This window comes from Streptomyces sp. NPDC015130 (genome assembly GCF_043080005.1).
In the GTDB taxonomy this organism is placed as follows: Bacteria; Actinomycetota; Actinomycetes; order Streptomycetales; family Streptomycetaceae; genus Streptomyces.
This window is the reverse complement of sequence record NZ_JBIBVC010000008.1, coordinates 66,163-91,559: the sequence shown is the minus strand read 5'-3', so window position 1 is coordinate 91,559 and position 25,397 is coordinate 66,163. Positions and strand designations below refer to the sequence as shown.

The 25,397-nt window shown below is 72.3% G+C and carries 20 protein-coding genes and 1 pseudogene; 9 read left to right on the top strand and 12 right to left on the bottom strand.

The features are described from left to right. Nucleotides 1-281 precede the first annotated feature (281 nt). Nucleotides 282-626: a YkvA family protein gene (locus tag ACF08F_RS18765; RefSeq protein WP_392299622.1), complete on the top strand. Its 345-nt coding sequence runs from the start codon at nt 282-284 to the stop codon at nt 624-626. A 37-nt stretch (nt 627-663) separates the two neighbouring features. Here ACF08F_RS18765 and ACF08F_RS18760 read toward each other — a convergent pair whose 3' ends face one another. From ACF08F_RS18760 to ACF08F_RS18750, 3 genes are all read right to left on the bottom strand, one after another. Continuing rightward, nucleotides 664-2,469 carry a SpoIIE family protein phosphatase gene (locus tag ACF08F_RS18760; RefSeq protein ID WP_392299621.1) on the bottom strand — a complete coding sequence of 602 codons (1,806 nt, stop codon included), beginning with the start codon at nt 2,467-2,469 and terminating at the stop codon, nt 664-666. A 97-nt stretch (nt 2,470-2,566) separates the two neighbouring features. Beyond that, nucleotides 2,567-2,995 carry an NAD(+)--rifampin ADP-ribosyltransferase gene (gene arr, locus ACF08F_RS18755; protein WP_392299620.1) on the bottom strand — a complete coding sequence of 143 codons (429 nt, stop codon included), beginning with the start codon at nt 2,993-2,995 and terminating at the stop codon, nt 2,567-2,569. Next, nucleotides 2,992-5,301: an FUSC family protein gene (locus ACF08F_RS18750; protein ID WP_392299619.1), complete on the bottom strand. Its 2,310-nt coding sequence runs from the start codon at nt 5,299-5,301 to the stop codon at nt 2,992-2,994. The genes arr and ACF08F_RS18750 overlap by 4 nt, the downstream gene beginning before the upstream one ends. A gap of 160 nt (nt 5,302-5,461) precedes the next feature. Here ACF08F_RS18750 and ACF08F_RS18745 point away from each other — a divergent pair, with 160 nt between their 5' ends. Further along, on the top strand, nt 5,462-5,974 hold the full coding sequence (locus ACF08F_RS18745) for a GNAT family N-acetyltransferase (RefSeq protein WP_392299618.1): 513 nt from the start codon (nt 5,462-5,464) through the stop codon (nt 5,972-5,974). A 4-nt stretch (nt 5,975-5,978) separates the two neighbouring features. On the opposite strand, the gene ACF08F_RS18740 is transcribed toward ACF08F_RS18745, so the two are convergent. After that, nucleotides 5,979-7,082, bottom strand: a complete 1,104-nt coding sequence (locus ACF08F_RS18740; protein ID WP_392299617.1) for a PP2C family protein-serine/threonine phosphatase — start codon at nt 7,080-7,082, stop codon at nt 5,979-5,981. A 234-nt stretch (nt 7,083-7,316) separates the two neighbouring features. Between ACF08F_RS18740 and ACF08F_RS18735 the strand changes: the two genes are divergently transcribed. Then, nucleotides 7,317-7,718 carry a VOC family protein gene (locus ACF08F_RS18735; RefSeq protein WP_392299616.1) on the top strand — a complete coding sequence of 134 codons (402 nt, stop codon included), beginning with the start codon at nt 7,317-7,319 and terminating at the stop codon, nt 7,716-7,718. 324 nt (nt 7,719-8,042) lie between these two features. Here ACF08F_RS18735 and ACF08F_RS18730 read toward each other — a convergent pair whose 3' ends face one another. After that, nucleotides 8,043-9,311, bottom strand: coding sequence for a pyroglutamyl peptidase (locus ACF08F_RS18730; protein ID WP_392299615.1), 1,269 nt, complete (start codon nt 9,309-9,311; stop codon nt 8,043-8,045). A 227-nt stretch (nt 9,312-9,538) separates the two neighbouring features. Here ACF08F_RS18730 and ACF08F_RS18725 point away from each other — a divergent pair, with 227 nt between their 5' ends. Continuing rightward, the gene (locus tag ACF08F_RS18725) at nt 9,539-10,855 is read left to right on the top strand and encodes a DUF4241 domain-containing protein (RefSeq protein WP_392299614.1); all 1,317 of its coding nucleotides are present in this window, start codon (nt 9,539-9,541) and stop codon (nt 10,853-10,855) included. A gap of 108 nt (nt 10,856-10,963) precedes the next feature. Here ACF08F_RS18725 and ACF08F_RS18720 read toward each other — a convergent pair whose 3' ends face one another. Beyond that, nucleotides 10,964-12,784 (bottom strand): ABC transporter ATP-binding protein, encoded by a 1,821-nt coding sequence (locus tag ACF08F_RS18720; protein ID WP_392299613.1) that lies wholly within the window; start codon nt 12,782-12,784, stop codon nt 10,964-10,966. Between the two features lie 294 nt (nt 12,785-13,078). After that, nucleotides 13,079-13,615, bottom strand: a complete 537-nt coding sequence (locus ACF08F_RS18715; RefSeq protein ID WP_392299612.1) for a hypothetical protein — start codon at nt 13,613-13,615, stop codon at nt 13,079-13,081. A 313-nt stretch (nt 13,616-13,928) separates the two neighbouring features. Here ACF08F_RS18715 and ACF08F_RS18710 point away from each other — a divergent pair, with 313 nt between their 5' ends. From ACF08F_RS18710 to ACF08F_RS18690, 5 genes are all read left to right on the top strand, one after another. Continuing rightward, nucleotides 13,929-14,633 (top strand): VanZ family protein, encoded by a 705-nt coding sequence (locus ACF08F_RS18710; protein ID WP_392299611.1) that lies wholly within the window; start codon nt 13,929-13,931, stop codon nt 14,631-14,633. A gap of 9 nt (nt 14,634-14,642) precedes the next feature. Continuing rightward, nucleotides 14,643-15,395, top strand: a complete 753-nt coding sequence (locus tag ACF08F_RS18705; protein WP_392299610.1) for a response regulator transcription factor — start codon at nt 14,643-14,645, stop codon at nt 15,393-15,395. Next, on the top strand, nt 15,388-16,485 hold the full coding sequence (locus tag ACF08F_RS18700) for a sensor histidine kinase (protein WP_392299609.1): 1,098 nt from the start codon (nt 15,388-15,390) through the stop codon (nt 16,483-16,485). The genes ACF08F_RS18705 and ACF08F_RS18700 overlap by 8 nt, the downstream gene beginning before the upstream one ends. Next, nucleotides 16,485-17,054: a GNAT family N-acetyltransferase gene (locus ACF08F_RS18695; protein ID WP_392299608.1), complete on the top strand. Its 570-nt coding sequence runs from the start codon at nt 16,485-16,487 to the stop codon at nt 17,052-17,054. The genes ACF08F_RS18700 and ACF08F_RS18695 overlap by 1 nt, the downstream gene beginning before the upstream one ends. 104 nt (nt 17,055-17,158) lie before the next feature. Beyond that, nucleotides 17,159-17,347: a hypothetical protein gene (locus ACF08F_RS18690; protein ID WP_392299607.1), complete on the top strand. Its 189-nt coding sequence runs from the start codon at nt 17,159-17,161 to the stop codon at nt 17,345-17,347. 58 nt (nt 17,348-17,405) lie between these two features. Here the strand turns inward: ACF08F_RS18690 and ACF08F_RS18685 are convergent, their stop codons facing one another. The 5 genes and pseudogenes from ACF08F_RS18685 to ACF08F_RS18665 form a co-directional block, all read right to left on the bottom strand. Beyond that, nucleotides 17,406-18,908 (bottom strand): fibronectin type III domain-containing protein, encoded by a 1,503-nt coding sequence (locus tag ACF08F_RS18685; RefSeq protein WP_392299606.1) that lies wholly within the window; start codon nt 18,906-18,908, stop codon nt 17,406-17,408. Nucleotides 18,909-19,098: 190 nt separating this feature from the next. Beyond that, nucleotides 19,099-21,038 (bottom strand): annotated as a pseudogene (locus ACF08F_RS18680) (helix-turn-helix domain-containing protein). Nucleotides 21,039-21,376: 338 nt separating this feature from the next. Further along, on the bottom strand, nt 21,377-22,747 hold the full coding sequence (locus tag ACF08F_RS18675) for an MFS transporter (protein ID WP_392299605.1): 1,371 nt from the start codon (nt 22,745-22,747) through the stop codon (nt 21,377-21,379). 77 nt (nt 22,748-22,824) lie between these two features. Beyond that, the gene (locus ACF08F_RS18670) at nt 22,825-23,619 is read right to left on the bottom strand and encodes a 3-hydroxybutyrate dehydrogenase (RefSeq protein WP_392299604.1); all 795 of its coding nucleotides are present in this window, start codon (nt 23,617-23,619) and stop codon (nt 22,825-22,827) included. Between the two features lie 159 nt (nt 23,620-23,778). Beyond that, nucleotides 23,779-25,224 (bottom strand): tannase/feruloyl esterase family alpha/beta hydrolase, encoded by a 1,446-nt coding sequence (locus ACF08F_RS18665; RefSeq protein WP_392299603.1) that lies wholly within the window; start codon nt 25,222-25,224, stop codon nt 23,779-23,781. Nucleotides 25,225-25,397 lie beyond the last annotated feature (173 nt).

Genomic DNA, 25,397 nt, shown 5'->3' with positions numbered 1-25,397 from the left:
CCAGTCCGCACTTGGCTCCCGACCAGCCACCACCCCACCTCCTGACGGCAGGGCCCGGACCGCCGATGCCCGCACGGGCACAGTGCATGGTCGCCCAGCCATCTCTGTTCTACGAGATCATGTGCAAGATTTGCGCGATCTCTTCAATTTCTTCCAGAACCCCGATACGTTGGCCCCCACGGCTCATCCGTACGCATGAGGGGACGGAACGGCTCGCGTCGTAGCCTGGTATCCGCCGCGGACGACCGGCGCGGCCTGGCGTCCTCGGGCAGGAGAGCAGCATGGACGGTTCCCTCTGGCTCGTCGTGGCCGTCGTTCTCGTGCTCGTGGTGGCGGGATGCGCGGCCGTACTGCTCTTCCGCGTCTTCCAGGCGCGCAGGCTGCTGCTGGACGCCGGTGTTCCGCTGCAGTCGAAGGCCCTGTTCTGGGCCGCGGTGGTCTACACCGTGTCACCGATCGACCTGATCCCGGATCCGGTCTACCTGGACGACATCGGCGTGCTCCTGATCGCCCTGAAGGCGCTGCACGCGGCGGCCGCCGGCAGCGGGGTGGGGCGCCCCGGCGATCTGCCCGGGAGCGCGGAGGCCTCCAGCGGCGGGGCGGCGAAGGTGCGTCCGCCTCGGTGAGGACGAGGCCTTCGCTCGGGCGGGGGCAGGCCCTCGCTCAGGACGGAAGGTTCTGTTCCGCCCAGACGACCTTGCCGGTCACCGTGCGGCAGGAGCCCCAGCGGCGGCACAGCATGTTGATGAGCTGAAGTCCTCGGCCGCCCTCGTCGCTGAGCTCCGCGTGCTGGATCTGGGGCAGGTCGGGGCCCGTGTCCGAGACCTCCACGACGAGACGGTCGCCCCGCAGCAACCGGAGGCTCCCGGGACCGTTCCCGTAGCGCAGGGCGTTGCCGACGAGTTCGGAGACGACGAGTTCGAAGACGTCGGCGAGCTCCTCCAGATCCCATGCGGCGAGCTGGTCCGTGACCAGGTTCCGGGCGACGGAGGCAGCGCGGCCCTCCTGCGGCAGCTGCCACTCGCGCACGGCGTCCGGGTCTTCCGGCAGGGTCGTCGCGACGAGGAGTACGGCCTCGTCGAAGCGGGCCGCGTCGGCGGGCGCGCACCCGATCAGGCCGCCGCTTTCGAGGGCCTCGGGGCCCAGTCCGCGCGCCGCGGAGAGCAGGCACTCCAGCTGGTCGTCGATGTCCGCGTGCCGTGACTTGACGAGACCGTCCGTGTACATGACCAGGTTGCCGCCCTTCGGCACCTTCAGGCGGACCGGGTCGTACGGGATCACCCCCGAACCGAGCGGCGCGCCCACGGGTACGTCCACGAACTCGGCGGAGCCCTGCCCGTCGAGGAGCAGCGGTGGCAGGTGTCCTGCGCTGGCCAGCGTGTACGTGGAGTCGGCCGGGTCGAACACGGCGCAGAGGAAGGTGGCGACCTGCTCGTCCTCCAGGTCACGAGTGGCGAGGTCCAGCCGGGCCAGTACGCGCTCCGGGGCCATGTCCAGGGTCATCAGGGTGCGGGCCACCGTCCGCAGCCGCCCCATCGTGGCCGCCGCGGGCAGCCCGTGGCCCATGACGTCGCCCACCATGAGCGCCGTACGTCCGCCGGGGAGGGCCATCACGTCGTACCAGTCCCCGCCCACGCCGTGGTGGGCCGACGAGGGCGCGTACTCGGCCCGCACGCTCAGCCCGGGCGTCACCGGGGTCGCGCGCGGCAGCAGGGCGCGCTGCAGGGAGACGACGTGCTCGCGCTCGCGCCCGTACAGCCGGGCGTTGTCGATGTAGACGGCGGCCTGGGAGGCCAGCTGCTCCGCCAGGGCGAGGTCGGTGGACGAGAACGGCGGCGTTCCGCGGCCGCGGACGAAGTCGGCGCTGCCGAGCAGCAGCCCGCGGGCGATCAGCGGTACGGCGAGGTAGCTGTGCACGCCGGCGGCCCGCATCTTCGCCGCCGCGCTCTCCGTCGGCGCGACCTTGAGGAAGTCGTCCCTCCTCATCCGGCTCACCAGCACGGACCTGCCCTGTCGCAGGCAGTAGCGGTGGAGCAGCGTCTCGTGCGCCTCCTCGACGCGCCCGGTGGTGGTGGTCTCGCCCACCGGGGTCGGCTCCAGGGAGGAGAGCTCCTCGACGGCGCACACCGCGGTGGCCCGCATGAGCGGGACGCCCGTGCCCGTCCATCGTGCGCCCTCCTCGCCCCGCAGGACGCTCTCCAGGATGTCGACGGCGGCGCCGTCGGCGAAGCGGGGCACGGTGAACTCGGCCAGCTCCTGGGCGGTGCGTTCCAGGTCGAGGGTGGTGCCGATCCGGGAAACGGCGGAGCTCAGCCAGGCCAGTCGGCCGCGCGTGGTGAGCCGGTCGAGAGGGACCTCGCCACCGCCCCGGGCGAGCCGCCTCCGGGCACCGGCAGGCCGGTGCGCCGCGGCGCCCTTTCCGGCCGTGACACGGCCGGGCAGACGTCGTCTCCCGTCACCGGCGTTCACTCTTTCGACCTCCAGACAGGAACTCGATGGCTGCTCGTGCCCAGCATGCACCCTTTTCCGGCCGCTTGGCTGACTCCGGCCGATCTTCCGGCCCCGGTCAGTCCAGGATGGTGGCGGCGCCCCGGCGCCGAAGATCGTCCAGCCCGTCCAGCATGGCCTGGATCTTCTCCTGGGAGTGCCCGGTCCACCCCTCCAGCTCCGACACCACGCGCACGGGCTCGCGCGTGCGGTAGGAGCGGGTGGGATTGCCCGGGAGCTTCTTGTCGGTCACGTTGGGGTCGTCCTCCAGGGCGCCGGTCGGCTCCACCACGTAGATCCGGCCCGGGCCGTCGCCGGCGGCGAGTTCGGCACCCCAGGCGGCGGCGTCCAGGGTCTCGGAGACGTAGACGTGCCGGGACACCCGTCCGGCCTCGAAGTTCGACGCGTGGCCCGCTCGCACCAGGTCCCCGGGAGCGAGGTCCGCCTTCGTCCCGTGGAGGAGGGTTCCCGCCTCGTGGACCTGGAAGGGGACGGGTTCACTGCTCATGGGTGCTCCGTGGGGGGTCGTCGGGCGCGGAGGCCGGGTGTGCCCGAGATATTGCCATTGCCACTGCCGATGTTGCTATCGCTGTGACTGCCGGTTTCTGTCTCGGCCTTGGTCTCGGCCTTGGTCTCGGCCTTGGTCTCGGCCTCTGTATCGGCCTCTGTATCGGCCTCGGCCTCGGTCTCGGTTTCCGCCGCGAGCCGTTCCAGGTCCGTCGCCAGGGAGGCCAGCCACGACACGGTCGCGTAATAGGCGCGCCCCGCGCCCGGCGGGTCGGTGGCCAGGGTGGCGACGGCCGTCGGGGCGTGCAGCCGCCCCGGTGTCTCCGCGGTGTCTCCGGTCGGGTCCATGCGGGCGGAGGTCAGCAGCATGCCCGCCGCGACCCGGTCGCCGGTACGGATGACGGAGGCCGAGGATTCGGGGCCCAGCGGCGGGATCACGACCGGCTCGGCCGGTACGAGCAGCCGGTCGGCGCCCCACAGCGTGTGGTGTCCGGCGATGAGCGCGGCCTGCCAGTCCCGGCAGACGGGCGCGGGGCCGGGGCCCCGGGGTTCGCTCTGGTACTGCGCGTACGCCGACTCCGCCATGACCAGGGCGTGCTGCAGGCTGCGGTGTCCCGGCGCCGTGACCACCGGCACGCGCCGCCCGCCCGCCGCGACCTGCGCCGTCGTGGCCACCACGATCTCCGCGGCGATCCGCAGCAGCACCGCGACCGACCGCCGCAGTTCGTCATGGGCGCCCCGCGGCCAGGCGAGCAGCCCGAAGACGGCGCCGATCGCGCTGCCGGCCAGGACGTCCAGCAGGCGGAACTCCGCGAGCTGCCAGGTGGCCGGTGCGAGCTGTGCGAAGACCAGCGCGATCACCACCGTGAACAGCGCCTGCGCCCAGCCGACGCCCTTCACCGGCCCCAGCGTGAAGGCGACCAGCATCAGCGGCGGGAGAGCCACCGCGTACACCTCGATGTCGGTGCCGACGACCGCGAGGAGCGTCGCGGCGACCAGCGCGCCGACGAGGGTGCCGGTCAGCGCCTTCCGTACCGTCGTCCGGGTCTCCCGCACCGTCGTCCGGGTCAGCGTCAGCGTCGCGAGCAGCACCCAGAAGCCGTGCGGGAGCGTGTCGATGCCCGCGATCAGCCGGGCCGCCGCCAGGGCCAGGCAGATGCGTACGGCGTTCTGGAAGAACACCGACCGGCCGCCCGCGTGGCCCGACAGCCGCCGCCACCACAGCAGAGGTGCCCGCTGCCGTGCGTACCAGAAGCGGCCCGGGGCCGGTGCGTCGGCCGCTCGGCCCCGTACGGCGATGTCGGCCGCCGTGGACATCGCGAGCGCCGCGTCCGCCACCTCCAGGAGCGCGGCGTCACGGCGCAGCGCGGCGGGAGAGCCGCCCTCGGCCGCCACCAGCGCCTGACGCGTCCGACGCAGGGCGGCGTGCGCCCGCCCGTCGGGCGCACGGCCCCGCAGGCGGGCTGCCGTTTCCCGCGCCACCTCCGCGACCGCCCGCAGCGGGTCCGGTCCCCCCGCGTCGGCTCCGTCGAGGGGCGGGACCGCGCCCGGAGGGGGCGGCGTCAGGACCGCCAGTCGCCCGAGCAGGGTGCGCGTCGCGAGGCCGGTGTGGGCGAGGGCCCGCTGCTGCAGCCCCGCTCCGGCCGGCCGTTCCGCCTCCGGGACCTGGGAGGAGCGGAGCTCCGTGCTCAGGGCCCGGGCGGTGCGCAGCTCGGTCTCCGGAAGCGTGTACGGGGCGCTGCGCAGCCGGTCCGCGCAGCGCGCGGCACCGTCGGCGGCCCGGGCGGCCCGCTCGCGGTAGGGCACGGCGGCCGGCTCGGGCAGCAGCGTCTCCTCCACGACGATCAGCAGGGCGAGACCGAGCGTCGCGCCCGCGAGCCGTTCGCCCAGCGAACCGGGGTCGTACGGGGGGAAGGACGGCAGGATGTACATGAGTTGCAGTCCCGTGGCCGCGCCCGCGAAGCGCGGCCCGCCGACGGCAGTGAAGGCCAGCGCGAAGCCGACGACCAGCATCCCGAGCACGGCGCTCCACGTCCGTACGGACAGGTAGGTGCCGAGCGTGATCAGCACCCAGCAGACCGGTAGGGCGGCCGTCAGTGTCCTGGCCCGCTGCCGCCCGGAGCCGGGGAGATGGGAGAGCCCGGCCATCGCGACGGCGCCGAACAGCGCGTACGTCGCCCCGACCGGCAGGTCGAAGGCGTAGAGCAGGACGTAGAACCCGGCCCCGGCGGCGATCGTGACGCGCAGCGCCCGGCGCGCCGCCGCCCGATAGGCGGGCGGCAGCCGTCGCGGGAACGGGCGACCCATGCCCTCAGGATCGCCCGCGCGGCGGCACCCGGCACGACGGGGAGGGCGGCCGAGCCCGGTGACGAGGACGCCGGAGCGTCGCACAGGCCGCCGGGGCGGCCGGTGGATCGCCGCAAAACCGTGTGGCCCTGCGGGCGGTCCCCGGGGCAGGCTGGGGCGCATGAACGAGTTGCGCGGCGCGAGTGTGGTCCTGCGCCCTTCCGGCCCCGGGGACGTCTCCGCCCTGGCGGCCATCCGGACCACCCCCGAGGTCAGGGCGCGGTGGCGCGGCGGGGACGACATGGCGGCGGAGGTGGCGGCCGACCTCGCGGATCCGGACACCCACTGCCTGACGGTGCTCCACCACGACCGGATCGTCGGAATGATCCAGTGGTACGCCGAGGAGGAACCGGACTACCGGCACGCCGGCATCGACCTGTTCCTCGACCCCTCGGTGCACGGGAAGGGCCTCGGCACCGACGCCGTCCGCACCCTCGCCCGCCATCTGGTCGACGACGTCGGCCACCACCGGCTCGTGATCGACCCGGCGGCCGACAACCTCGCCGCGATCCGCTGCTACGAGAAGGCGGGCTTCCGGCCCGTCGGCGTGATGCGGCAGTACGAGCGGGACGCGGACGGCGGCTGGCACGACGGGCTGCTCATGGACCTGCTGGCCTCCGAACTGGTGCGGTGATCCGTCAGTCCGGTCCGGCGGGGTCCAGGGTGAGGATCAGCAGGGTGACGTCGTCCTGGATCTTGGGGCTGAAGCCGCTCAGGTCGGCCCAGATCTCGTCGGGCAGCTGGTCCAGGCCGACTCCGGTCATACGGGCGAGACGCTCGACGAAGGGGTAGAAGGCACCGGACGCGTCCCGTGCCTCCAGGACTCCGTCCGAGGCCAGGAGCAGCCGGTCCCCGGGCAGCAGCGAGGCCGTGGCGGCGGTTCCCGGCATGACGCCGGCGAGGCCCAGTCCGAGGGGCGGTCCGGGGTCGACCTCCAGGGTGCTCACGGCTCCGCCGCGCAGCAGGATCGGCGGCGGGTGGCCGCAGGCCAGCATCCGGACCTCCCGTCCTTGCGGCGCGAAGTCCAGCAGGACGGCCGTGGCGAAGAGTTCCGCGTGCTCCGTGCGCGCCGAGTCGACGACGAGCCTGCGGTCCAGCCGCGCCGCGATCGCCTCCGCGTCCACGTCGTCCAGCACGGCCTCGCGGAACGCCCCCAGGACGGAGGCGACCGTCGCGACGGCCGACAGACCGTGCCCCTGTACGTCGCCGAGGACGGCCCGCACGCCGCGGGGTCCGGTCCGCACGTCGAAGAAGTCGCCGCCCACCAGGGTGCCGCGCTCGGCGGCGCGGTAGAGGCTCGCGCAGCGCACGGGCCCGACCCGGCGCCGTACGTCGGGGACGATGGCCCGCTGCGCCGTCTCGGCCACCGTGCGTTCCAGGTCGAGCTGCTCGTCCCGGCGCCCGCGGACGAAGGAGACGAAGACGCTCAGGGAGGCGACGAAACCCAGGGTGATGAGGTCGGTGTTCCCGGGGCGGTCGAGGTTGAAGACGGGAACGGTCAGCAGTGCGATCGTCGCGGCGCCGAGCAGGGCGGTGGCCCACGGTCCGTAGGCCAGGACGGCCAGCGGGGGCACCGCGCCGAGCAGGAAACCGATGTCGAGCGGGACGGAGTCGGTGACCGAGGCGACTGCGACGCCGACGAGCAGCAGCACGGGCAGGACCCGCACCCAGCGGGGCGGCGGGGCCCCGCTCAGCCAGCTCCGCCGGTGCGCGTCGGTCGCCGCCTTGTGTGCCTTGGCCACACCACCAGGCTCCTATGCCGGAGTGCGCCGCGCACGTCACGGCCGTCGCCGGGCCGGACCGGGGAGGCCGTACGCCGTGGGTCCGGCCGGACCGGGGAGGCCGTACGCCGTGGGTCCGGCGAGGATCACTCGACGCCGCGCCGAAGATCCTACTAAGCTGTACGGCGACATCGCGTGCCGGTCACCGACCGGGTGAGGCATGGAGGTGTCAGGAGATGCCTTCGGAGGCATTCCTTGTCAGTCGAGTTGAATCACACGATCGTTCACGCCCGGGACAACCGGGAGTCCGCGGAGTTCTTCGCGCAACTGCTGGACCTGGAGATCACCGCGGAGTGGGGACCGTTCATCGCGGTCGAACTGAGCAACGGCGTCACACTGGACTTCGCGACCATTCCCGCGGACAAGATCACCCCGCAGCACTACGCCTTCCTGATCTCGGAGGCGGAGTTCGACGCGGCCTACGCGCGCATCACGCGGGACGGCATCGAGCACTACGCCGACCCGCACCGGCAGCACCCCGGCGCCGTCAATCACCACGACGGCGGACGCGGGGTCTACTTCATGGACCCGGCCGGCCACGCCATGGAGCTCATCACCGTGCCCTACGGCGGCTGGCCGCCGGCACGCGCTGCCTGACCGCTTTCCGTCCGGCGCCTGCCACGTCGGCCGACGCCCGCCGAGATCCGCTCGGCGGGCGTCGGCCTGCTCCCGGCAGTGCCTCCGCCCGGTGCGGCGAGAGTGCGTGCATGTCGTCGCGGAGCAGCGGGAGTTCGACGACAGGGCCTAGGGCGTGTTGCGAAAGTAGCGCCGGCCGCCCGAAGGGCGGGCCCGACGACGTCTGGTGCGTGCGATCGCAAGGCGGAGGGTCGCCCCGATACTGGATGTATCGGGGTGATCCCGACAACGCGGCGAGCGTGCGTGCCAGGCGCCGTCGGGCAGGCGGGACTTTCGCAACACGCCCTAGCGCTGCGCGGACGCTGCCGCCACGGCGACGATCGACCGCACCTGGGCGATGATGTCCAGCCGGTTCCGTACGAACTCCGGGTCGGTGACCGCGCCCGTCGCCGGGTCGGTGTTCCCCGGACCGAACTGGAGGACAGGCGTGTGCACATGGCCGCCGGGCAGCCGTGTCAGGCCGAGGCGGTCGCGCAGCAGGGTGGCCCGGTAGGCGATCTCGTTGGACAGGTAGTTCCCGCCGCCGCCCGCCCGGGCCGCGGAGCCGGGCGTGGGTCCGTCGGGGCGGACCACGGGAGTGTCCGCACCGGCCGGCAGTTCGGTCACCGACGTGTTGTCGTACACGGGGAACCGCCCGGTGGAGGCCGCCGTGATCGCCGTGTACGGCAGGGTCGTCGACGTCCACTGGGGCTGCGTGGCCGGATCGGCGACGGGCACGGTCTCCGTACGGGACAGGTTCTCGTTGTCGGGGAAGCCGCCGCGCCAGGCTCCGTTGGTCCGCTCGATGTCGAAGCGACCGGGCCGGCCCTGGCTCACGGTGGTGAAAAGGTCCAGCTTGGGCAGGTGCGGGCGCAGCGTCCGCTCGACCGTGCCGTCGGCGAAGTCCGCCCAGCGGACGGGGAAGACGGCCGTCTCGACCCGGGCGAGGGAGCCGTCGGCGGTGCGCAGCCAGGTGCCGTCCAGGGCGAGCGCCGTGGCTCCGGAGGGGTTGCTGATCCGGACGTCCCGGTCGAGCGTGAACGGGTCGAATCCGGTCAGCAGGATGCGCTTCACTCCCTTCCCGGCCGGGTGGCGGATCGAGTCCTGGCCTCGGGAGGAGCGTTCGAGCCGGTCGAGCAGCCGGGTCCTGCCCTCCTCGGTGATCCTGAAGTCGGGGTTCCAGGAGCGGAGCTCCCGGGTGAGCGCGAGGCGCGACCAGTACAGGGGCCGGTCGTCGTCCCGCGAGAGGTCGCCTCCCGCGCTCCCGCGGCCCTGGGCCCGGTCCACGGCCCGCCGCCAGAGTCCCGATCCGTACCGGGCGACCGTCCTCTCGGCCTCGGCGAAGGAGTCGGCGCCCGAGAGGGCGGCGGCGAACTCCGGCGCCAGGGAGGCGAATCCACTGCGCCTGAGGATCTCCTGGGGCGCGGCCCTGTCGAGCCGTGCCTCCTCGACGGAGACGGAGACGGTGGCCGTGTTCGTGTTCGTGTTCGTCCCTGTCGCCGAGGCCGCCGGGACGGCCAGGGCCAGGGAAGCGGCGACGAGGGGGAAGGCGAGAGCGCTGCGTATCGAGGTCACCGGAGTCCTTTCGCACGGAAATGACGCTTCGTCACAAGTGTTCATTCGCAAAGGAACTCATGCTACGGCGCACCGGCCACGCCTGCCCCGGAAACCACCGCGCTCCGACGTCATGGCCGCGCCGGCGGTCGAGCGAGGGCTCCTCCCCCGAGCCCGGTGGGGCCGTTGTCACCGGGGGCGGCTACGTTGCCTCTCGGCACGGAGGCGAGTGGGAGCAGGGAGCGGTCATGGTCGTCGAGGTGGGGTACGCGCGGGCGTGGGACCTGGAGGACCGGGCGCCCTGGGGGCCGATGTCGGTGGCGGAGGCGCGTGAACGGGATGCCGCCGGGCTGCCCTACGTGGTCGTGTACCGGACGGAGGGCCGGGAGGCTCCGCTGGAGGTACGGCTCGTCTCGTGGCGGGACCACCACGTCGGGCTGTGGGTCTACGACGCGCAAGGCCGCCGCACTCACGCGCTGGACCTGCGGCTGCTGGACGACCCTGCGCGGCTGCTGCACCGGCACACCGTCGCCTGGAGCTACACCGGCCCGGAGATGGCGGAATTCGACGAGGCGTGTCCGCGCGTCACCGTGGAGCTCTTCCCGGACGGACGGGGCAGTCGCACGGAGGAGCCCCGGGGCAGCCGGGGAGGTGCCTCCGTCACCGTGCCCAGGCTCGGCGACGACGAGCGCTGGACGGACCGGCCCGCCTTCGGGGAGTGGCCCCTGCTCTCGGCGCAGCTCCACGGGCTCACGGACCTCTCGGCCTTCGAGGTCACCGTGTTCACGGCGGCGACGGGGGCGACCCTGACGGCCGACGACGGCACCGGCGGCGCCCCGCCGGCCACCTGCTGGCGCCCGCCCCGCCCCGCGCAGCCCGGCCCGCTCACGGAGCTGTTCCGGCCCGGTGTGCGGGTGACCGACGGGTACCACCCCGAGATGACGGTCGTGGAGCCGCGCCGGATCGGGGTCCTGCCTGTGCCCAGCGGGCTGCTGGCCGTCTCCGGCCCGGACGACGACGGCGACGGCCCGCACATCACGGTCCCCGTCCCGCCGGGTGAGTACGTGCTGGAGGAGGCGCAGGCCCGCCACAGCTACCACTGCGAGTGGACGAACGGCCAGGTCACCCGTACGGACACCATGGCCGTCCGTGTGCTCGTCGGCGACGCACCCGCCGCGACCTGGGAGATGGCCGCCGGGCCCCACGACGACCCCCGTCTGCTCCCGGAGAACGGGATCTTCGGATTCACGACCGACGGTGCCACGGGCTGCTTCGCCGACGCCGGAGCCTGGCCGCCGCTCCTCACGCTCTACGAGAAGGTCCTGATCCAGGGAGACCCGGACCTGGATCAGGACGCGTACGAGCACATCGAGGACTCCATGTACCTGCTGCGTACCCGGGACCGGGCGTCCGGCGGCGAGCTGGTGGCCTTCGCGACGACCGGGGACGGCACCCATCCCGTCTGGGTCGGCCGGTCCGAAGCCGGCGAGGTGGTCGGCGTCGTGGTGCTGGTGGAAGGGATGCCGGAGCTGCTTCCGGAGGGCGAGGAGAGCCCTGGAGCCTGAGGGCGGGAGGGTGGCGGGCCGTGCAGCCGGCCGAGGAGACTCGCCGAGGAGGCTGCACGGCGTGAGGACGGCCACGTGCACGCGGCCGGGGTCAGGGGGCGATGAGGGCTACACCTGCTCGGCCTTCGCGGCCGCGGTGGTGTCGTCGAGGAAGCCGCCCGACTGGTGCTGCCACAGCTTCGCGTACGCGCCCTCCGCGGCGAGCAGTTCGTGGTGCGTACCCTGCTCGACGATGCGTCCGCTGTCGAGGACGACGAGCCGGTCCATGGTGGCGACCGTGCTGAGCCGGTGCGCGACGACGAGCGCGGTCCGCCCTTCCATGAGGCGCCAGAGCGCGTCCTGTACGAGGATCTCGCTCTCGGAGTCCAGGGCGCTGGTCGCCTCGTCGAGCAGCAGGATCGGTGCGTCGCGCAGGATCGCCCGCGCGAGGGCGACCCGCTGGCGCTGGCCCCCGGAGAGCTTCACTCCGCGCTCCCCCACCATCGTGTCGAAGCCGTCGGGCAGTATGTCGACGAACTCCGTGACGTGCGCCGCCTCGGCCGCGGAGCGGATCTCGGAGTCGGTGGCGTCCGGGCGGGCGAACGCGATGTTCTCCCGCAGCGTGCGGTGGAACATCGCCGGGTCCTGCGGCACGTAGGCGATCAGGCTGCGCAGTTCGGCCTGGCGCAGCCTGCTGATGTCCTGGCCGCCGATCGTGATCCGGCCCCCGTCGATGTCCGTCATCCGCAGCAGCAGCCGGGTGAGCGTGGTCTTGCCGCCGCCGGAGCGTCCGACGAATCCCACCTTCGCCCCGCTGGGCACGGCCAGTTCGAGGCCCTCGAAGAGCGGCTTCGAACCCGCGTGGGCGAAGGTCACCCGCTCGAAGCGCACGTCCGCGCCGTCGGAGAGGAGCGGCTCCGGCACGTCCGGGTCCCGTACGGTCGGCGAGGTCAGCAGCAGTTCGGTGAACTGCGCGGCCTCGGTCATGGAGCTTTCCAGACGGCGGTAGATCTGGTTGAACTCGAACATGATCCGTGTGGCGTTGGAGTAGTAGGTGAAGGCGACGACGACGGCCTCGACGCCGTGCTTCTGCGCGCCGAGCGAGAGCGCGAGGAACAGGCCGAGGACATTGGTCAGCACGGACATCGGTGCGATCAGGGTGTCGATGCGCAGGTTGCCGTAGTCCCACGAGCGCAGCATGAGGCGGCGCGATTCGGCGCAGCGGGCGCGGTGTTCGGCGGCCTCGCGGTCCTCGGCGGCGAACGAGCGGACCGTGTCCATGTTCATCAGGCTGTCGGCGACGTGGCCCGACACACGGGCGATCGCCTCCTCCCGCTCGTCGACGAGCGCCTGACGGCGACGGATCAGGGGACGTACGCAGAGGGACGTGACCGCGATCATCGTCAGGAGCCCGACGACGAGGAGGGGTTCGTACGTCCACAGCACCACCGACGCGAAGATCAGGGGTACGAACTTGCCCATCACCGAGAAGGTGAGGGTGTCCACGAACTCCTCGAAGCGCGAGGCGAAGCTCAGGACCCGCTTGGTCAGCGAGCCGGCGAAGTTGTCGTGGAAGAAGGCGGCGTCCTTGGCGAAGAGCGCGTCCATGCCGATGACGTACAGGTGCTCGATGCCGAGGGCGTCGAGACGGTTCAGACAGTGCAGACCGACCCGCCACAGCGCTTCGGCGAACAGCAGCACGCCGGCGAAGCCGAGGACGAAGGGCATCATCGGGCCGATGCCGCCGTCGGAGTCCCCCGAGATGCGGCCGACGACCTTGGCGACGATCAGGGGCCCGATGTAGAAGATTCCGATGTTGCCGAGTGCCGGAAGCAGCATGGCGGGCGCTGCCCACCATTTGAGCCGGGCCAGCTCCCGTCCGTAGAAACGGAGCGCGAGAAGCACCGAGCCTTTGCTCGGCGAACTCTTGCGCGATTCAGGCTTTCCCATATCAACCTTGCCTTTCCTGTCGAAGTGGACAGGAGGGGCATTTTTCCGTTTGCGAACTCGCGCCGTCCAAGGGTTTTACCGGCCTGCCCGTCGGTGGACTTCCATCGAGCCCCACAGGAACAACTGGTCTTGTTCATCAACTGAGTTCGCTTGAGCATGCTCGATTCGACCGATCTTCGTCTCAACGTCCGACAGGAGATTCGGATATCCGGATGAGCGACAGAAAGAACAGCCCCGCCTCCCTGTCGCGATGCGGACAGGCGAGGCGGGGCTGCGGGATCACGCTCCGGCGGATCAGTCGTCGGCGACCGACCGTCGGCCTCCGTACGAGGCGACCAGGGCGTCCGCCACGATCGCCGCGTCCGCCTCGGCGACGTCGGCCGGGTATTCCGGCAGCAGGTCGTCCCAGATGACCATCCACGACCCGTACAGCTGGGCCTGCCCCTCGGGGCGGGCGAAGAACCAGACGTGCAGGTGGGCGCCGCCGTCCCCGATCCGGTAGACGTGCGCCCGCGCGATGTGGGGCAGCGCCTGGACGTGGCGGGCGATGTGCGTGCTGAGCACGCCCAGTTCGGCCGCCATGTCGTCGGGGAGGTCCGCGAGGTCGAAGTGTTCGAGGGGATGCAGCATCAGGACGAGCGGCACACCGACGCGCTCGATCCGGGTGAGCCGCCAGCGGTCGTTGAACCAGATTCCTTCTTCCTTGCTGCGGCAGGAATCGCAGTCGGACGGGTCTTCGCCGTGCCGCGGAGGTTCGGGAAGGACCGGCGGGCGCAATGGCGCGACGCGCAGGCCGTCCGGCTCGAAGGGGCTGATCTCCCACCCCGTCATACGGGCCAGCGGAAGCCGCCGTTCGTGATCCGCGGCGGTGGCGGCGTGGTCGTGAAACTCTTGTGGTGTCAGGGCCATGATCGAAGACTACTGCTGATCGAGAGGGGCGAATCCGGGCCGGATTCCTCACGGGCCGGCCGGATTCCTCACGGGTCGGACGGGTTCCTCGGGGCGGCGCACACATCGGGGGCCGTGTGTCGCGTTCCGTGGACCGCGTTCCGTGTGCCGTGTTCCGTGTGCCGTGTTCCGTGTATCGCGGGCATATCGAGAATCGGATACGCCGTCGCTACCGTCCTCCGTGTCTCATGGTCTCATGAACGACTTCGACACCGGCGGCATCACGGCTTCGCCTCCGCCCCGCAGCACCCGCAGGATCCTTTTCCTCGGGGCGGCCGTCCTCGCCGTGGCGAGCGCCCTGTTCGCCGTACGCAGACCGCTGATGATGTCCGCTCCGGCGTGCGGGACCGGGCAGTGGGGCATCTGCTTCGGCACGTTCAACGGCGTGGTGCTCATGACGCTGGCCCTGGTGCCGCCGGCCTTGCTGGTGGTGTGGGCCCTGGCGCGCCGCCGACGCGCCGCCGGGGTCGCGCGGGCCTGGCGGAAGTCGCTGGCCGAGGTGGGCATGGTCCACGGGACGGCGCCGTTCGTGTGGATGACGATGATGCCGGGCGGTGGGGCCGGTGTCGTGCCTCCCCGGGTGAGCCTGGTCCCGCTGCGGGACCTGGTCACGATGGGGCCGATGGGTCTGGGCGGCAACCTGCTGGTCTTCGCGGCGCTCGGGTTCTTCGCCCCGGTACGGTTCGCGGCACTGGCGTCCGCGCCGCGGCTCCTGGCGCTCGGGGCGGGCTGCTCGGTCCTGATCGAGACCGCGCAGTACGTGCTGCGGCTCGACCGGGTGTCCTCCGTGGACGACGTACTGCTCAACGCCACCGGCGCCGTACTGGCCGGGCTGGCGTCGCGCCGGTGGTGGTCGCCTACCGGGACTCCTCATACGTCGCCGATACGTCCTGCTGCCTAGGCTGCGGGCATGCGCGTACTGATCGTGGAGGACGAGCCGTACCTGGCCGAGGCCGTCCGGGACGGCCTCCGGCTGGAGGCGATCGCCGCCGACATCGCCGGCGACGGCGACTCCGCCCTGGAACTACTCACCCTCAACTCCTACGACCTCGCGGTCCTCGACCGCGACATCCCGGGCCCCTCCGGCGACGAGGTCGCCCGGCGCATCGTCGCCTCCGGCAGCGGCATCCCGATCCTCATGCTCACCGCCGCCGACCGCATCGACGACAAGGCGTCCGGGTTCGAGCTCGGCGCCGACGACTACCTCACCAAACCGTTCGACCTGCGGGAGCTCGTCCTGCGGCTCAGGGCACTCGACCGCAGACGCGCGTACGCCCGGCCCCCGGTCCGTGAGATCGCGGGCCTGCGTCTCGACCCCTTCCGCCGGGAGGTCTACCGCGACGGCCGCTTCGTCGCGCTCACGCGCAAGCAGTTCGCGGTGCTCGACGTCCTGGTCGCCGCCGAGGGCGGGATCGTCAGCGCGGAAGAGCTGCTCGAACGGGCCTGGGACGGAAACGCCGACCCCTTCACCAACGCCGTCCGCATCACCGTCTCCGCCCTGCGCAAACGGCTCGGTGAGCCGTGGGCCATCGCGACGGTTCCGGGGGTCGGCTACCGCATCGCCACCGAGCCGGGCACCGGTGCCGCGGACAGCGCCAGTGCGGGTGCGGATGCGGGTGCCGGTTCCGGTGCCGATCCCCGGACCGGCGGCACGCGTGCGTAGACGACCCGGGCTCAGCGTCCGGCTGAGACTCACCCTCAGCTACGCCGGGTTCCTGACCGTCGCGGGCGCTCTCCTCATGGCCGTCGTGTGGGGCTTCCTGCTGCGCTACGTCCCCGACAACTCCCAAGGCCTCCTGGGCGTCTCCCCCAACCGCTACCTGCTCGTGCGCACCTTCGCCCCCGCCGCCGCCGCGGCCATGGCCTTCCTCCTCGTGCTCGGCCTCGTCGGGGGATGGTTCCTCGCCGGCCGGATGCTCGCCCCGCTCACCAGGATCACCGCCGCGGCGCGGACGGCGGGGCGGGGATCGCTCTCCCATCGGATCCGGATGGAAGGCCGGGAGGACGAGTTCCGCGAGCTCGCGGACGCCTTCGACACCATGCTCGAACAGCTCGCGTCTCACGTCGCCGAGCAGCAGCGGTTCGCCGCGAACGCCTCGCACGAGCTGCGCACGCCCCTGGCCATCTCCCGGACGCTGCTCGACGTCGCCCGCAGGGACCCCGCACGGGACCGCGACGAGCTCGTCGAACGACTCCAGGCCGTCAACACGCGCGCGATCGACCTCACCGAGGCGCTCCTCCTCCTCAGTCGCAGCGACCGGGGGAACGTCACCCGCGAGTACGTGGACCTCTCCCTCGTGGCCGAGGAGGCCGCCGAGACCCTGCTTCCCCTCGCCGAACAGCGCGGGATCACCCTCGACGTCACCGGCGGAGCGGCACCGGCCGGCGGCTCCGAGGAGCTCCTGCTGCGGATGGTGACCAACCTCGTCCAGAACGCGATCGTCCACAACCTCCCGACCGGCGGCACCGTGACGGTCCGCACCGGGACGCTGGGCGACACGAGCGTGATCCGCGTCGAGAACACGGGGCCGCCGCTCCCCTCGGAGCTGGTGCCGACTCTCACCGAACCCTTCCGGCGCGGAACGGACCGCGCGCGCACCGACGAACACGCCGGTGTCGGCCTCGGTCTCGCCATCGTGCACAGCGTCGTCCGCGCCCACCACGGCTCCCTCGACCTCGTCCCCGGCCCCTCGGGGGGACTTGTCGTCACGGTCCGCCTGCCCCACGACGGAGTCCGTCATACGATCGGATGATGATCACTTCTGTCACGCTCCACGCCGCCACGACACCGACCGCACCCGCTCTCGTGCTGCGCCCGTGGCGCGTCGAGGACGTCCCGGCCCTGGTCGAGTACTTCCGGGATCCCGGTATCCGCGGGTCGACGAACGTCTCGCTGGAGGCCGAGGAGGACGCGGTGTGGTGGGTGCGGGCCCACGAGGAGAAATGGGCGGCGGGTACGCGGTTCGGCTTCGCCGTCCTCGAATCCCCGGGCGACGACACGGCGACCGGGCAGGTGGTCGGCAACGTCGTCCTCAAGGACGTCGCGCCCGGCAAGCCCTCGGCCGAGGTCGGCTACTGGACAGCGGCACAGGCCCGCGGGCGCAGCGTGGCCCCCCGGGCCCTCGAAGCGCTCACCGCCTGGGCCCTGGAGACCTTCCGGCCCGAGGGACTGGAGCACCTGACGCTGCTCCACCAGGAGGACAACCTGGCGTCCTGCCGCGTCGCGGTGAAGTGCGGGTACGAGTTCGACAGCACCCTCCCCGCAGCGCCGCCCACCTACCCGCTCGACGGACACCTGCACATCCGGCACGCCACCGCCTGAGCCCGTCACGCCCCCCGGGCACCAGGCACCGGGCGAGATGTGAGGATGGGCGCTCACTCGACGAGCGCGTCGAGCTGCCCGAGGTGGGCGGGGCCGTCCCCGCCGTGTTGATCGGCTCCGACGGCGGCGGGATCCTGTACGCGCTCGGCGCGGACGGCGCCGTCCGGCGTTCGCTCCGCGCTTCCACGGACGGCGAGTTCGTCCGGATCACGAACGACCTCGGCGAGTTCCTCGACCTGTTGCGACGGTCGGTCCACCGCTTCAACGAGTCCGGGCAGCCGGGACTCGTGTAGGCCGCCTCGCCCGTGAGCACCACGGGCGAGGCGGCTGTCCGGCTGCCGACGGAGCTGGTCAGCACTTCACCCAGTAGCCCGGGGCGGTCTCCTTGAGGGTGCTGGAGGCCAGGACGTTCCACAGGCCGAGGTTCTGGTTCGAGCCGTTGGCATAGGCGTAGCCGCCCGACTGGTGGGCCCGGCCGGCCTGGGTGTGGGCGTAGTTGCTGGCCGTCACGCACACCGGGGAGGATCCCGTGGTGGTGGCATTGACCGTGCCGGACCGGGTGCCGACGGTCCCGGCGGCGTCGACCGCGGCCACGGCGTAGGAGTAGGTGGTGGCGGCGGTCAGGGCGGTGTCGGTGTACGTGGTGGACGTGACCGGAGCACTGTTGACCTTGGTTCCGTCGCGGTACACGTCGTACGAGGCCGCGCCCGCGACGGCGTTCCAGGACAGCGAGGCGCTCGTCTCCGTCGTCGCGGTGGCGGTGAGGCCGGTCGGGGCGGGCAGGCCGGCCGGGGGGTTCGCCGAGCCCGCGCCGAGCGCCCTGGCCATGTTGGTCACGGCCGTCATCTGCGGGCCGCTCTTCTGCGCGTAGTCGGCCGACTTGTACCCCCACCAGTCCCAGCAGCCACGGGGGTTGCCGGTCATCGTGGTGGCCTGCGGGTAGAGGACGATCATGTCGTTGGTGTCGGCGTACTCGTTGAGGTACGCCTTGTCCATGAGGGCGTTGCCGACCACACCGAAGTACTGGTAGCAGCCGTGGAGGGTGACCATCAGCTTGCAGGAGGCGCCGCTCTGGCAGGACTGGGGGACGTAGGCGAAGCCCTCGTTGCCCATGCTGATCGCGCCGGCGTTTCCGCCGGGGGCGTAGGCGCTCTGGTCGAACCGGACCAGCTTGCCGGTCAGGGCGGAGGTGCTCGCCGCGTTCACGCCGCCGAGCAGGTGGGTCAGCATGCCCCGCACCGGGTCGCCACCGCAGTTGTTGACGTACGGCGAGCTGGTGGAGGAGCAGGAGTTGGGGCCGAGCGGGCTGACCCAGGCGTGGCCCGCGGCGGACGTGTTGTCGTACACCACGTTCGCGCCGAAGTCGCGGTAGTAGCTCGCGAGGTCGTCGTTCACGGCCGCCTTGACGGTGGTGTCGTTGGTGCCGTGGAACAACCAGACCTTGTCGCCCGCCAGGTTGGCGACCGCGTCGACCTTTCCGGTCGCCGCCCGGTCGCGGGTCAACTGCTCCAGCTGGGCCGGGGTCTTGCGGGGCATGAAGGTGTCCATACACGCGTACTGGGCCGTGCTGACGCTGTTCTGGGCGCAGTCGTACGGGCCGGCCGAGAAGATGCCCGCGCCCTCGAAGACGTCGGAGTAGGCGACGTGCAGCTGGTTGGCCATGAACCCGCCGGACGAGAGCCCGCTGACGTAGGTCGCGCTGATGTCGTACTGCTGCAGCGCGCCCGGGGTCGGCGTGGGCACGGCCGCTGTCGCACCGCCGACCGTCGTCGCGGCGAGTCCGACGGCCGCCAGGCCGGCGACGAGGAGCCGTCCAACCTTCAGTTGCCCGAACCTCAGCTGCCCGAATTTCATCTGTCCGAATTTCATCTGTCCGGACGTCCGCTGTCCGGACTTTCGCTGTCCGATCCTCATGCGCATCTCCAGAAGGGGGAAGGGGGTGAGATGGCGACATCCTGATGAACGGCGGTGACTCCGGCCCACATGTCGGCCCACCACTTCCCCGGGCCGCAATGTGGCGCGCGTTGCCATAGAAACGACGAGTTCAGGACTTCGTCCTGGGCGTTCCTCGGGAGAGCTGGTGGAGGCGGAGCGCCAGGTGGAGCTCCAGGGCGCTGGACGGGGTGTTCCAGTCGGGGCCGAGGAGTTGGGCGACGCGGTCCAGGCGCTGGACGACGGTGTTCACGTGGACGTGCAGGGCGTCCTTGGCGCGGGCCAGACTCGATCCCTGGTCGTAGTAGGCGTGCAGGGTGCGGACGAGTTCCGTGCCGCGCTCGGTGTCGTAGGCGAGGACGGGGCCGAGGACACGGTCGACGTACGAGGCGATGTCGGCGCGGTCGCCGAGCAGGACGCCGATGAAGCCGAGCTCGGCGATGTCGGCGCCCTGGCCCGTACGTCCGAGGGAGTGGAGCGCGGTGAGGCTGCGCAGGGCCTCGGCGTGGAGCGCGGCGTGGTTCTCGGGGCCGGTGCCGGGGCCGGCCGCGCCCACGGTCACCGGTGCGCCGATGATCCGGGCGAGGTCGGCGGCGAGGTCGCGCGCGAGCGTGCCGGGCCGTTCGGAGAGGGCGAGCAGGACGGTGTTGCCGTGGCGGGTGCCGGCCAGGCCGCCGAGCCGACGGGCGGTGCGGGCGTTCTCCGCGGCGAGCCGGGGACGCAGGGCCGGTTCGCAGTCGAGTACGGCGACGGCGTGCGGGCGGGCGAGGTCGAGCCCGAGGCGTCGGGCGCGCAGGGTGAGGCTGCCCCCGTCCCAGTGCGCCGAGGAGGCCGGGCCGGCGAGGAGGTCGTCGAGGAGTTCGCCCCGTACGCGGTCCTCGGTCTCGGCGACCGAGCGGCGGATCAGGAGGAGCATGGCGGTGACGAGCGCCGCGCGTTCGAACAGCCGCCGGTCGGCCTCGGGGAGGTCCGCGCGGCCGGTCAGGACGATGCCGCCCAGTGGTTCGGCTCCGGCGAGGACGGCGCAGGTCCAGACGCCGTCGGCGTGGACCGCGCGGCCCTCGGTGTGGGAGGCGTCGAGGCTCGCGGGCGGTGGCGCCACCGGGTCGGTGCCGACCCGGGCCAGTTCGCTGCCGTCGGTGTCGTGGATGGCGACCCGCCGCCGAGGAGCGCCGCGATCTCGGCGGCGACCTCGTCGGTGCCGGCGCCGCGCAGGACCAGCTTGGACAGTCGGTCGTGGGCGTCGGAGGCCTGGTGGAGGGCCTTGCTGTGGGCGTGGGCCCGTGCGTTGGCGGCTTCGAGCCGGGCGAGCGCGGTACGGGTCTCCCCCAGCCGGCGGGCGCTGTCGATGGCGACGGCGGCGTGGTCGGCGAGCGAGCCGAGGAGGGCGATGGCGTCGGGGGTGAACTCGCGCGGGGTGCGGTCCGCCGCGAACAGGACGCCGATGATCTCCTCGCCCAGGCGCAGGGGGACGCCGAGGATGCCGCGCAGCCCTTCCTCGGACACCCCGTCGTCGATGGTGCCGGTGTGCCGGTAGCGGCGGTCGGCGTGGTAGTCCGTGCTGGCGTACGGGCGGGCGGTCTGCGCGACGAGGCCGCCCAGGCCCTCCCCCATCCCCAGGCGCAGCTGCTGGAAGGCCGCCGAGACGGAACCCTCGGTGACCCGCATGAACGTGTCGTGCGCGACCGGGTCGTTGAGTGTCAGGTAGGCGACGTCCGAGCCGAGCAGCGCCCGGGCCCGGCGGACGATCGCGCGCAGGACGGCGTCGAGGTCCCGCAGCCGGGCCAGGTCGCCGGCGGTGTCGAACAGCGCCACCAGTTCCGCCTCCCGGCGCCGGTACTGGTCGATCACCCGCCGCACCGAGAGGGCGACCTCGGTGGTCTCCTCGATCCACTCGACGTCCGCGGGGGCGGCGCCGCCGGCCCGCGAGCGCGCGGGTTCGAGTGCGAGCTCCTCGGCCGGGGAGTCGGCGGCGAGCAGGTCGAGCACACGGCGCGCGGCCGTCTCGGTGGGCGAAGGGGTTCGGGCATCGGCTCGACGACCGGCGGTCATGGGGCCTCCTCGCGGTCGTACGGGCAGGTGGTTCTGCGGTGGACGCGCCCGGTCCGTCGTCGTCACACCCATGACGACGACGGACCGGGCGGGCCACGGACGGGCCAGGGGGTGGCTTACGGGGCCCCGGCCGGGGACCCGTTGAGGCTGGGTGGGGGGTGCTAGGGCGTGTTGCGAAAGTAGCGCCGGCCGCCCGAAGGGCGGGCCCGACGGCGTCTGGTGCGTGCGATCGCAAGGCGGAGGGTCGCCCCGATACTGGATGTATCGGGGTGATCCCGACAACGCGGCGAGCGTGCGTGCCAGGCGCCGTCGGGCAGGCGGGACTTTCGCAACACGCCCTAGGCTCGGTCGCCCGCGGTGACCGCGGACGGCTCCTCGGCCTGTGTCTCGTCCCGTCCTCGGCTGAGGTCGCGGCCGAGGGTCTCCCTGGTGACGGCCACCGTGATGGTGGTGACCACGGCCGCCGCGCAGAGGTAGATGCTGATGGGCGTGGAGGTGCCGTAGTCCTTGAGGAGCTCCACCGCGATGATCGGGGCGAGGGCGCCGGCGAGGATGGAGGCGAGCTGTGAGCCCATGGAGGCCCCGGAGTAGCGGACCTTGGTGTCGAACATCTCGGAGATGAACGCGGCCTGCGGCCCGTACATCGCGCCGTGCAGCAGCAGGCCGGCGGTGACGGCCAGGACGATCACCACGAACGACTTCGAGTCGACGAGACCGAAGAAGACGAAGGCCCAGATCGCCATGCCCGCGGAGCCGATCAGGGTCACCGGGCGGCGGCCGATGCGGTCGGAGAGCGCGCCCCACAGCGGGATGGTGACGAAGTGGACGGCCGAGCCGATGAGGACGGCGTTCAGCGCGGTGCTCTTCGGCAGCTCCAGGTGAACCGTGACGTACACGAGGAGGAAGGAGGTGAGGATGTAGTACGAGATGTTCTCACCGAAGCGGGTGCCGATGGCCGAGAGCACCTCGCGCCAGCTCCGCCGGAACACCTCGACGACCGGGGCCTCCTCCTTGACGCCCGCGGCGGCGGCCGCCTCGGCCTTCGCCTGGGCCTCCAGGAAGACCGGGGACTCGGAGACCGAGACGCGGATCCACAGGCCGATCACCACGAGGAGACCGGACAGCAGGAACGGGATCCGCCAGCCCCAGGCCTGGAAGTCGGCCTCCGACTGGACGGCGGCCAGCAGCGCCAGGACGCCGGTGGCGAGCAGGTTGCCGCCCGGGGCGCCGGCCTGCGGCCACGAGGCCCAGAAGCCGCGGTGCCTGTCGCCGCCGTGCTCGGAGACGATGAGGACGGCGCCGCCCCACTCGCCGCCCAGGGCGAAGCCCTGGACCAGTCGCAGCACGGTCAGCAGGATCGGCGCCCAGACGCCGATGTTCTCGTACGTGGGCAGCAGGCCCATCGCGAAGGTGGCGCCGCCCATCATCAGGAGGCTCAGCACCAGGAGCTTCTTGCGTCCGACCTTGTCCCCGAAGTGCCCGAAGACGATGCCGCCGAGCGGTCGGGCGGCGAAACCGATGGCGTACGTGATGAAGGCGATCAGCGTGCCCACCAGGGGGTCGGCGCTGGGGAAGAACAGGGTGTTGAAGACGAGGGCGGCGGCGGAGCCGTACAGGAAGAAGTCGTACCACTCGATGGTGGTGCCGATCAGGCTCGCTCCGACGATGCGGCCGATGCCGCTTCTCGACTGGGTGGTGGCGTCAGACATGGATTCACCGGTTTCACGAACGGACGGGACGGGGGTGGTACGCGAAGGGGCGGGAGCGGTACGGGGGAAGGTGCGGGTCAGCCCGCGGTCCAGCCGCCGTCGAGCGGCAGGGAGGCACCTGTCAGGTAGCCGGAGTGCGGGCCGCACAGCCACAGCACGGCCGCGGCGACCTCCTCGGCCTCCAGGAGCCGCTTGACGGGCGAGCGGGCCAGCATCACGTTCGTCAGGACGTCGCCCTCGCTGATGCCGTGGGCGGCGGCCTGGTCGCGGACCTGGCCCTCGACCAGCGGCGTACGGACGTAGCCCGGGTTCACGCAGTTGCTGGTGACTCCGTGCGGGGCGCCTTCGAGCGCGGCGACCTTGCTCAGCCCCTCCAGGGCGTGCTTGGCGGTGACGTACGCGGACTTGAAGGCGCTCGCCCGCAGGCCGTGGACGCTGGAGACGTTGACGACACGGCCCCACCCGCGGGCGTACATGTGCGGCAGGGTCCTCCGCATCAGCAGGAACGGGGCGGTGACCATCACCTTCTGGATCAGCTCGAACCGGTCCGGCGGGAACTCCGTGAGCGGGGCGACGTGCTGGAGGCCCGCGTTGTTGACGAGGATGTCGATCTCGGCCGGCAGGAGGCCGATGGCGTCCGGGTCGGCGAGGTCGGCCACCTGCGCCCGGCCGCCGACGAGCTCGGCGACGGCCTTGGCCGAGTCGCCGTCCCGGTCGACCACGTGGACGAAGGCCCCTGCCTGCGCCAGGGCGAGGACGCAGGCCCGGCCGATGCCACTGCCGCCGCCCGTGACCAGTGCGGTGCGCCCGCTCAGCTCGGTCGCGGCAGCGGGTGACGGCAGCGGGTCCGGGGTGGGAAATGTATGCGTCATGGCCGGAAACAGTAGGGAGAGCCCGGGCCCTGACCCATGGATGCGCCCACCATAAAGAGAGGCAGATCCATAGGGACGACCACCATAGGAGGGCGGCACACGGAGGCACTGGTCGTGGCGGGACGGGACGGCGGTCAGGACCGGGAGCGGTGCAGGCGGTCAGGGCCGGGTGCCGGTGGGCTTCCGCGTGTCCAGGGAGCAGGTGTTCGCCAGGGTCACGGGGTCCTGGCCGGCGGGCAGGGCGACGGTGCCCGATACGGGCGGCCGCTGCCCCTTCCTCAGCCAGTCCTCCAGGGCCGTGAAGGCGGTGCGGTGGCACGGCGTGAGGGGCCTGAGCCGGTCCGGGAACGCGTCGACCAGGGAGTCCGCGTGGGTGCCGCCCTCGATGCGGTAGTAGCGGTGCAGCCCGCCGCGGCCCGCCTCGCGCACCATCCGCGCGTACACGTCGGAGTCCCGGCCGATGGGAAGCAGGGCGTCGAGCGTGCCGTGCAGGGTCATCAGGGGCTTGCCGATGCGTCCGGTCAGGGCGATCCGCTCGACCGCCCGCCGGACCTCGTCGGGGCGGGACGCGTAGTCGTAGTCGGCGTCGCAGCCGGGCGTGCCCGTGGCGCAGTACGGGGTGCCCGCCTCGGTCGCCCCGTCGTAGCCCGGGTCCAGCTCCTCGCGGTAGATGCGCTGGGTGAGGTCCCAGTAGACCTTGTGGTGGTACGGCCACAGGAACTCGGACCCGGCGGGGAACCCCGCGGCGTGCATCTCCGCGCGGGCCGCGTCCGCGCCCTCGCCGCCGGCGACGTATTTCGGGTAGGCGCGCAGGGTCGGGGGCAGGAAGTCCAGCAGGTTCGGGCCGTCGGCCCGCCAGAGGGTGCCCTCCCAGTCGACTCCCCCGTCGTAGAGCTCGGGGTGGTTCTCCAGCTGCCAGCGGACCAGGTAGCCGCCGTTGGACATGCCGGTGACCAGGGTGCGGGACGGCGGGCGGTGGTACCGCTGGGCGATCGTGGCACGGGCCGCACGGGTGAGCTCGGTGACCCGGTCGTTCCACTCGGCCATCGCGTCACCGGGGGCGTCGCCGTCCCGGTGGAAGGCGAGCCCGGTGTTGCCCTTGTCGGTGGCGGCGTACGCGTAACCGCGGGCGAGCACCCAGTCGGCGATGGCCCGGTCGTTGGCGTACTGCTCGCGGTTGCCGGGGGTGCCGGCGATCACGAGGCCGCCGTTCCACCGGTCGGGCATGCGGATGACGAACTGGGCGTCGTGCTTCCACCCGTGGTTGGTGTTGGTGGTGGAGGTGTCGGGGAAGTAGCCGTCGATCTGGATGCCGGGCACTCCGCTGGGGACGGCCAGGTCCTTGGGGGTGAGCCCCGCCCAGTCGGCCGGGTCGGTGTGGCCGGAGGCGACCGTTCCGGCCGTGGTCAGCTCGTCCAGGCAGGCGGCCTGCTGGTGTTCGGCGCCCGGCACCCGGAGGTGGGCCAGACGGGCGCAGTGGCCGCCGGACGCGGGCGGGGTAGCCGTGGCCGGGGCTGTGGTGAGGGTGAGTGCCGCCAGGGCGAGGGCCGCCGGCGCGCCATGCCGCCGGCGGCGTGGCGAGGAACGGAACGTGGGACGACGCATTGGTGTCTGCCTCCGAAGTCGTGGAACGGGCGTGGTGGAACGGGCGTGGTGGAACGGGACTCGCGGAGTCGGGCTCGTGGAGTCGGGCTCGTGGAGTCGGGCTCGTGGAGTCGGGCTCGTGGAGTCGGGCTCGTGGAGTCGGGCTCGTGGAGTCGGGCTCGTGGAGTCGGGCT

Bases quoted from the DNA above. Each gene is read 5' to 3' on its own strand.
- arr (WP_392299620.1), bottom strand. From the start codon at position 2,995: ATGAGCAGTGAACCCGTCCCCTTCCAGGTCCACGAGGCGGGAACCCTC.
- ACF08F_RS18705 (WP_392299610.1), top strand. From the start codon at position 14,643: ATGCGCGTACTGATCGTGGAGGACGAGCCGTACCTGGCCGAGGCCGTC.
- ACF08F_RS18765 (WP_392299622.1), top strand. From the start codon at position 282: ATGGACGGTTCCCTCTGGCTCGTCGTGGCCGTCGTTCTCGTGCTCGTG.
- ACF08F_RS18745 (WP_392299618.1), top strand. From the start codon at position 5,462: ATGAACGAGTTGCGCGGCGCGAGTGTGGTCCTGCGCCCTTCCGGCCCC.
- ACF08F_RS18725 (WP_392299614.1), top strand. From the start codon at position 9,539: ATGGTCGTCGAGGTGGGGTACGCGCGGGCGTGGGACCTGGAGGACCGG.
- ACF08F_RS18695 (WP_392299608.1), top strand. From the start codon at position 16,485: ATGATCACTTCTGTCACGCTCCACGCCGCCACGACACCGACCGCACCC.
- ACF08F_RS18710 (WP_392299611.1), top strand. From the start codon at position 13,929: ATGAACGACTTCGACACCGGCGGCATCACGGCTTCGCCTCCGCCCCGC.
- ACF08F_RS18675 (WP_392299605.1), bottom strand. From the start codon at position 22,747: ATGTCTGACGCCACCACCCAGTCGAGAAGCGGCATCGGCCGCATCGTC.
- ACF08F_RS18665 (WP_392299603.1), bottom strand. From the start codon at position 25,224: ATGCGTCGTCCCACGTTCCGTTCCTCGCCACGCCGCCGGCGGCATGGC.
- ACF08F_RS18715 (WP_392299612.1), bottom strand. From the start codon at position 13,615: ATGACGGGGTGGGAGATCAGCCCCTTCGAGCCGGACGGCCTGCGCGTC.
- ACF08F_RS18750 (WP_392299619.1), bottom strand. From the start codon at position 5,301: ATGGGTCGCCCGTTCCCGCGACGGCTGCCGCCCGCCTATCGGGCGGCG.
- ACF08F_RS18685 (WP_392299606.1), bottom strand. From the start codon at position 18,908: ATGAAATTCGGGCAGCTGAGGTTCGGGCAACTGAAGGTTGGACGGCTC.
- ACF08F_RS18670 (WP_392299604.1), bottom strand. From the start codon at position 23,619: ATGACGCATACATTTCCCACCCCGGACCCGCTGCCGTCACCCGCTGCC.
- ACF08F_RS18720 (WP_392299613.1), bottom strand. From the start codon at position 12,784: ATGGGAAAGCCTGAATCGCGCAAGAGTTCGCCGAGCAAAGGCTCGGTG.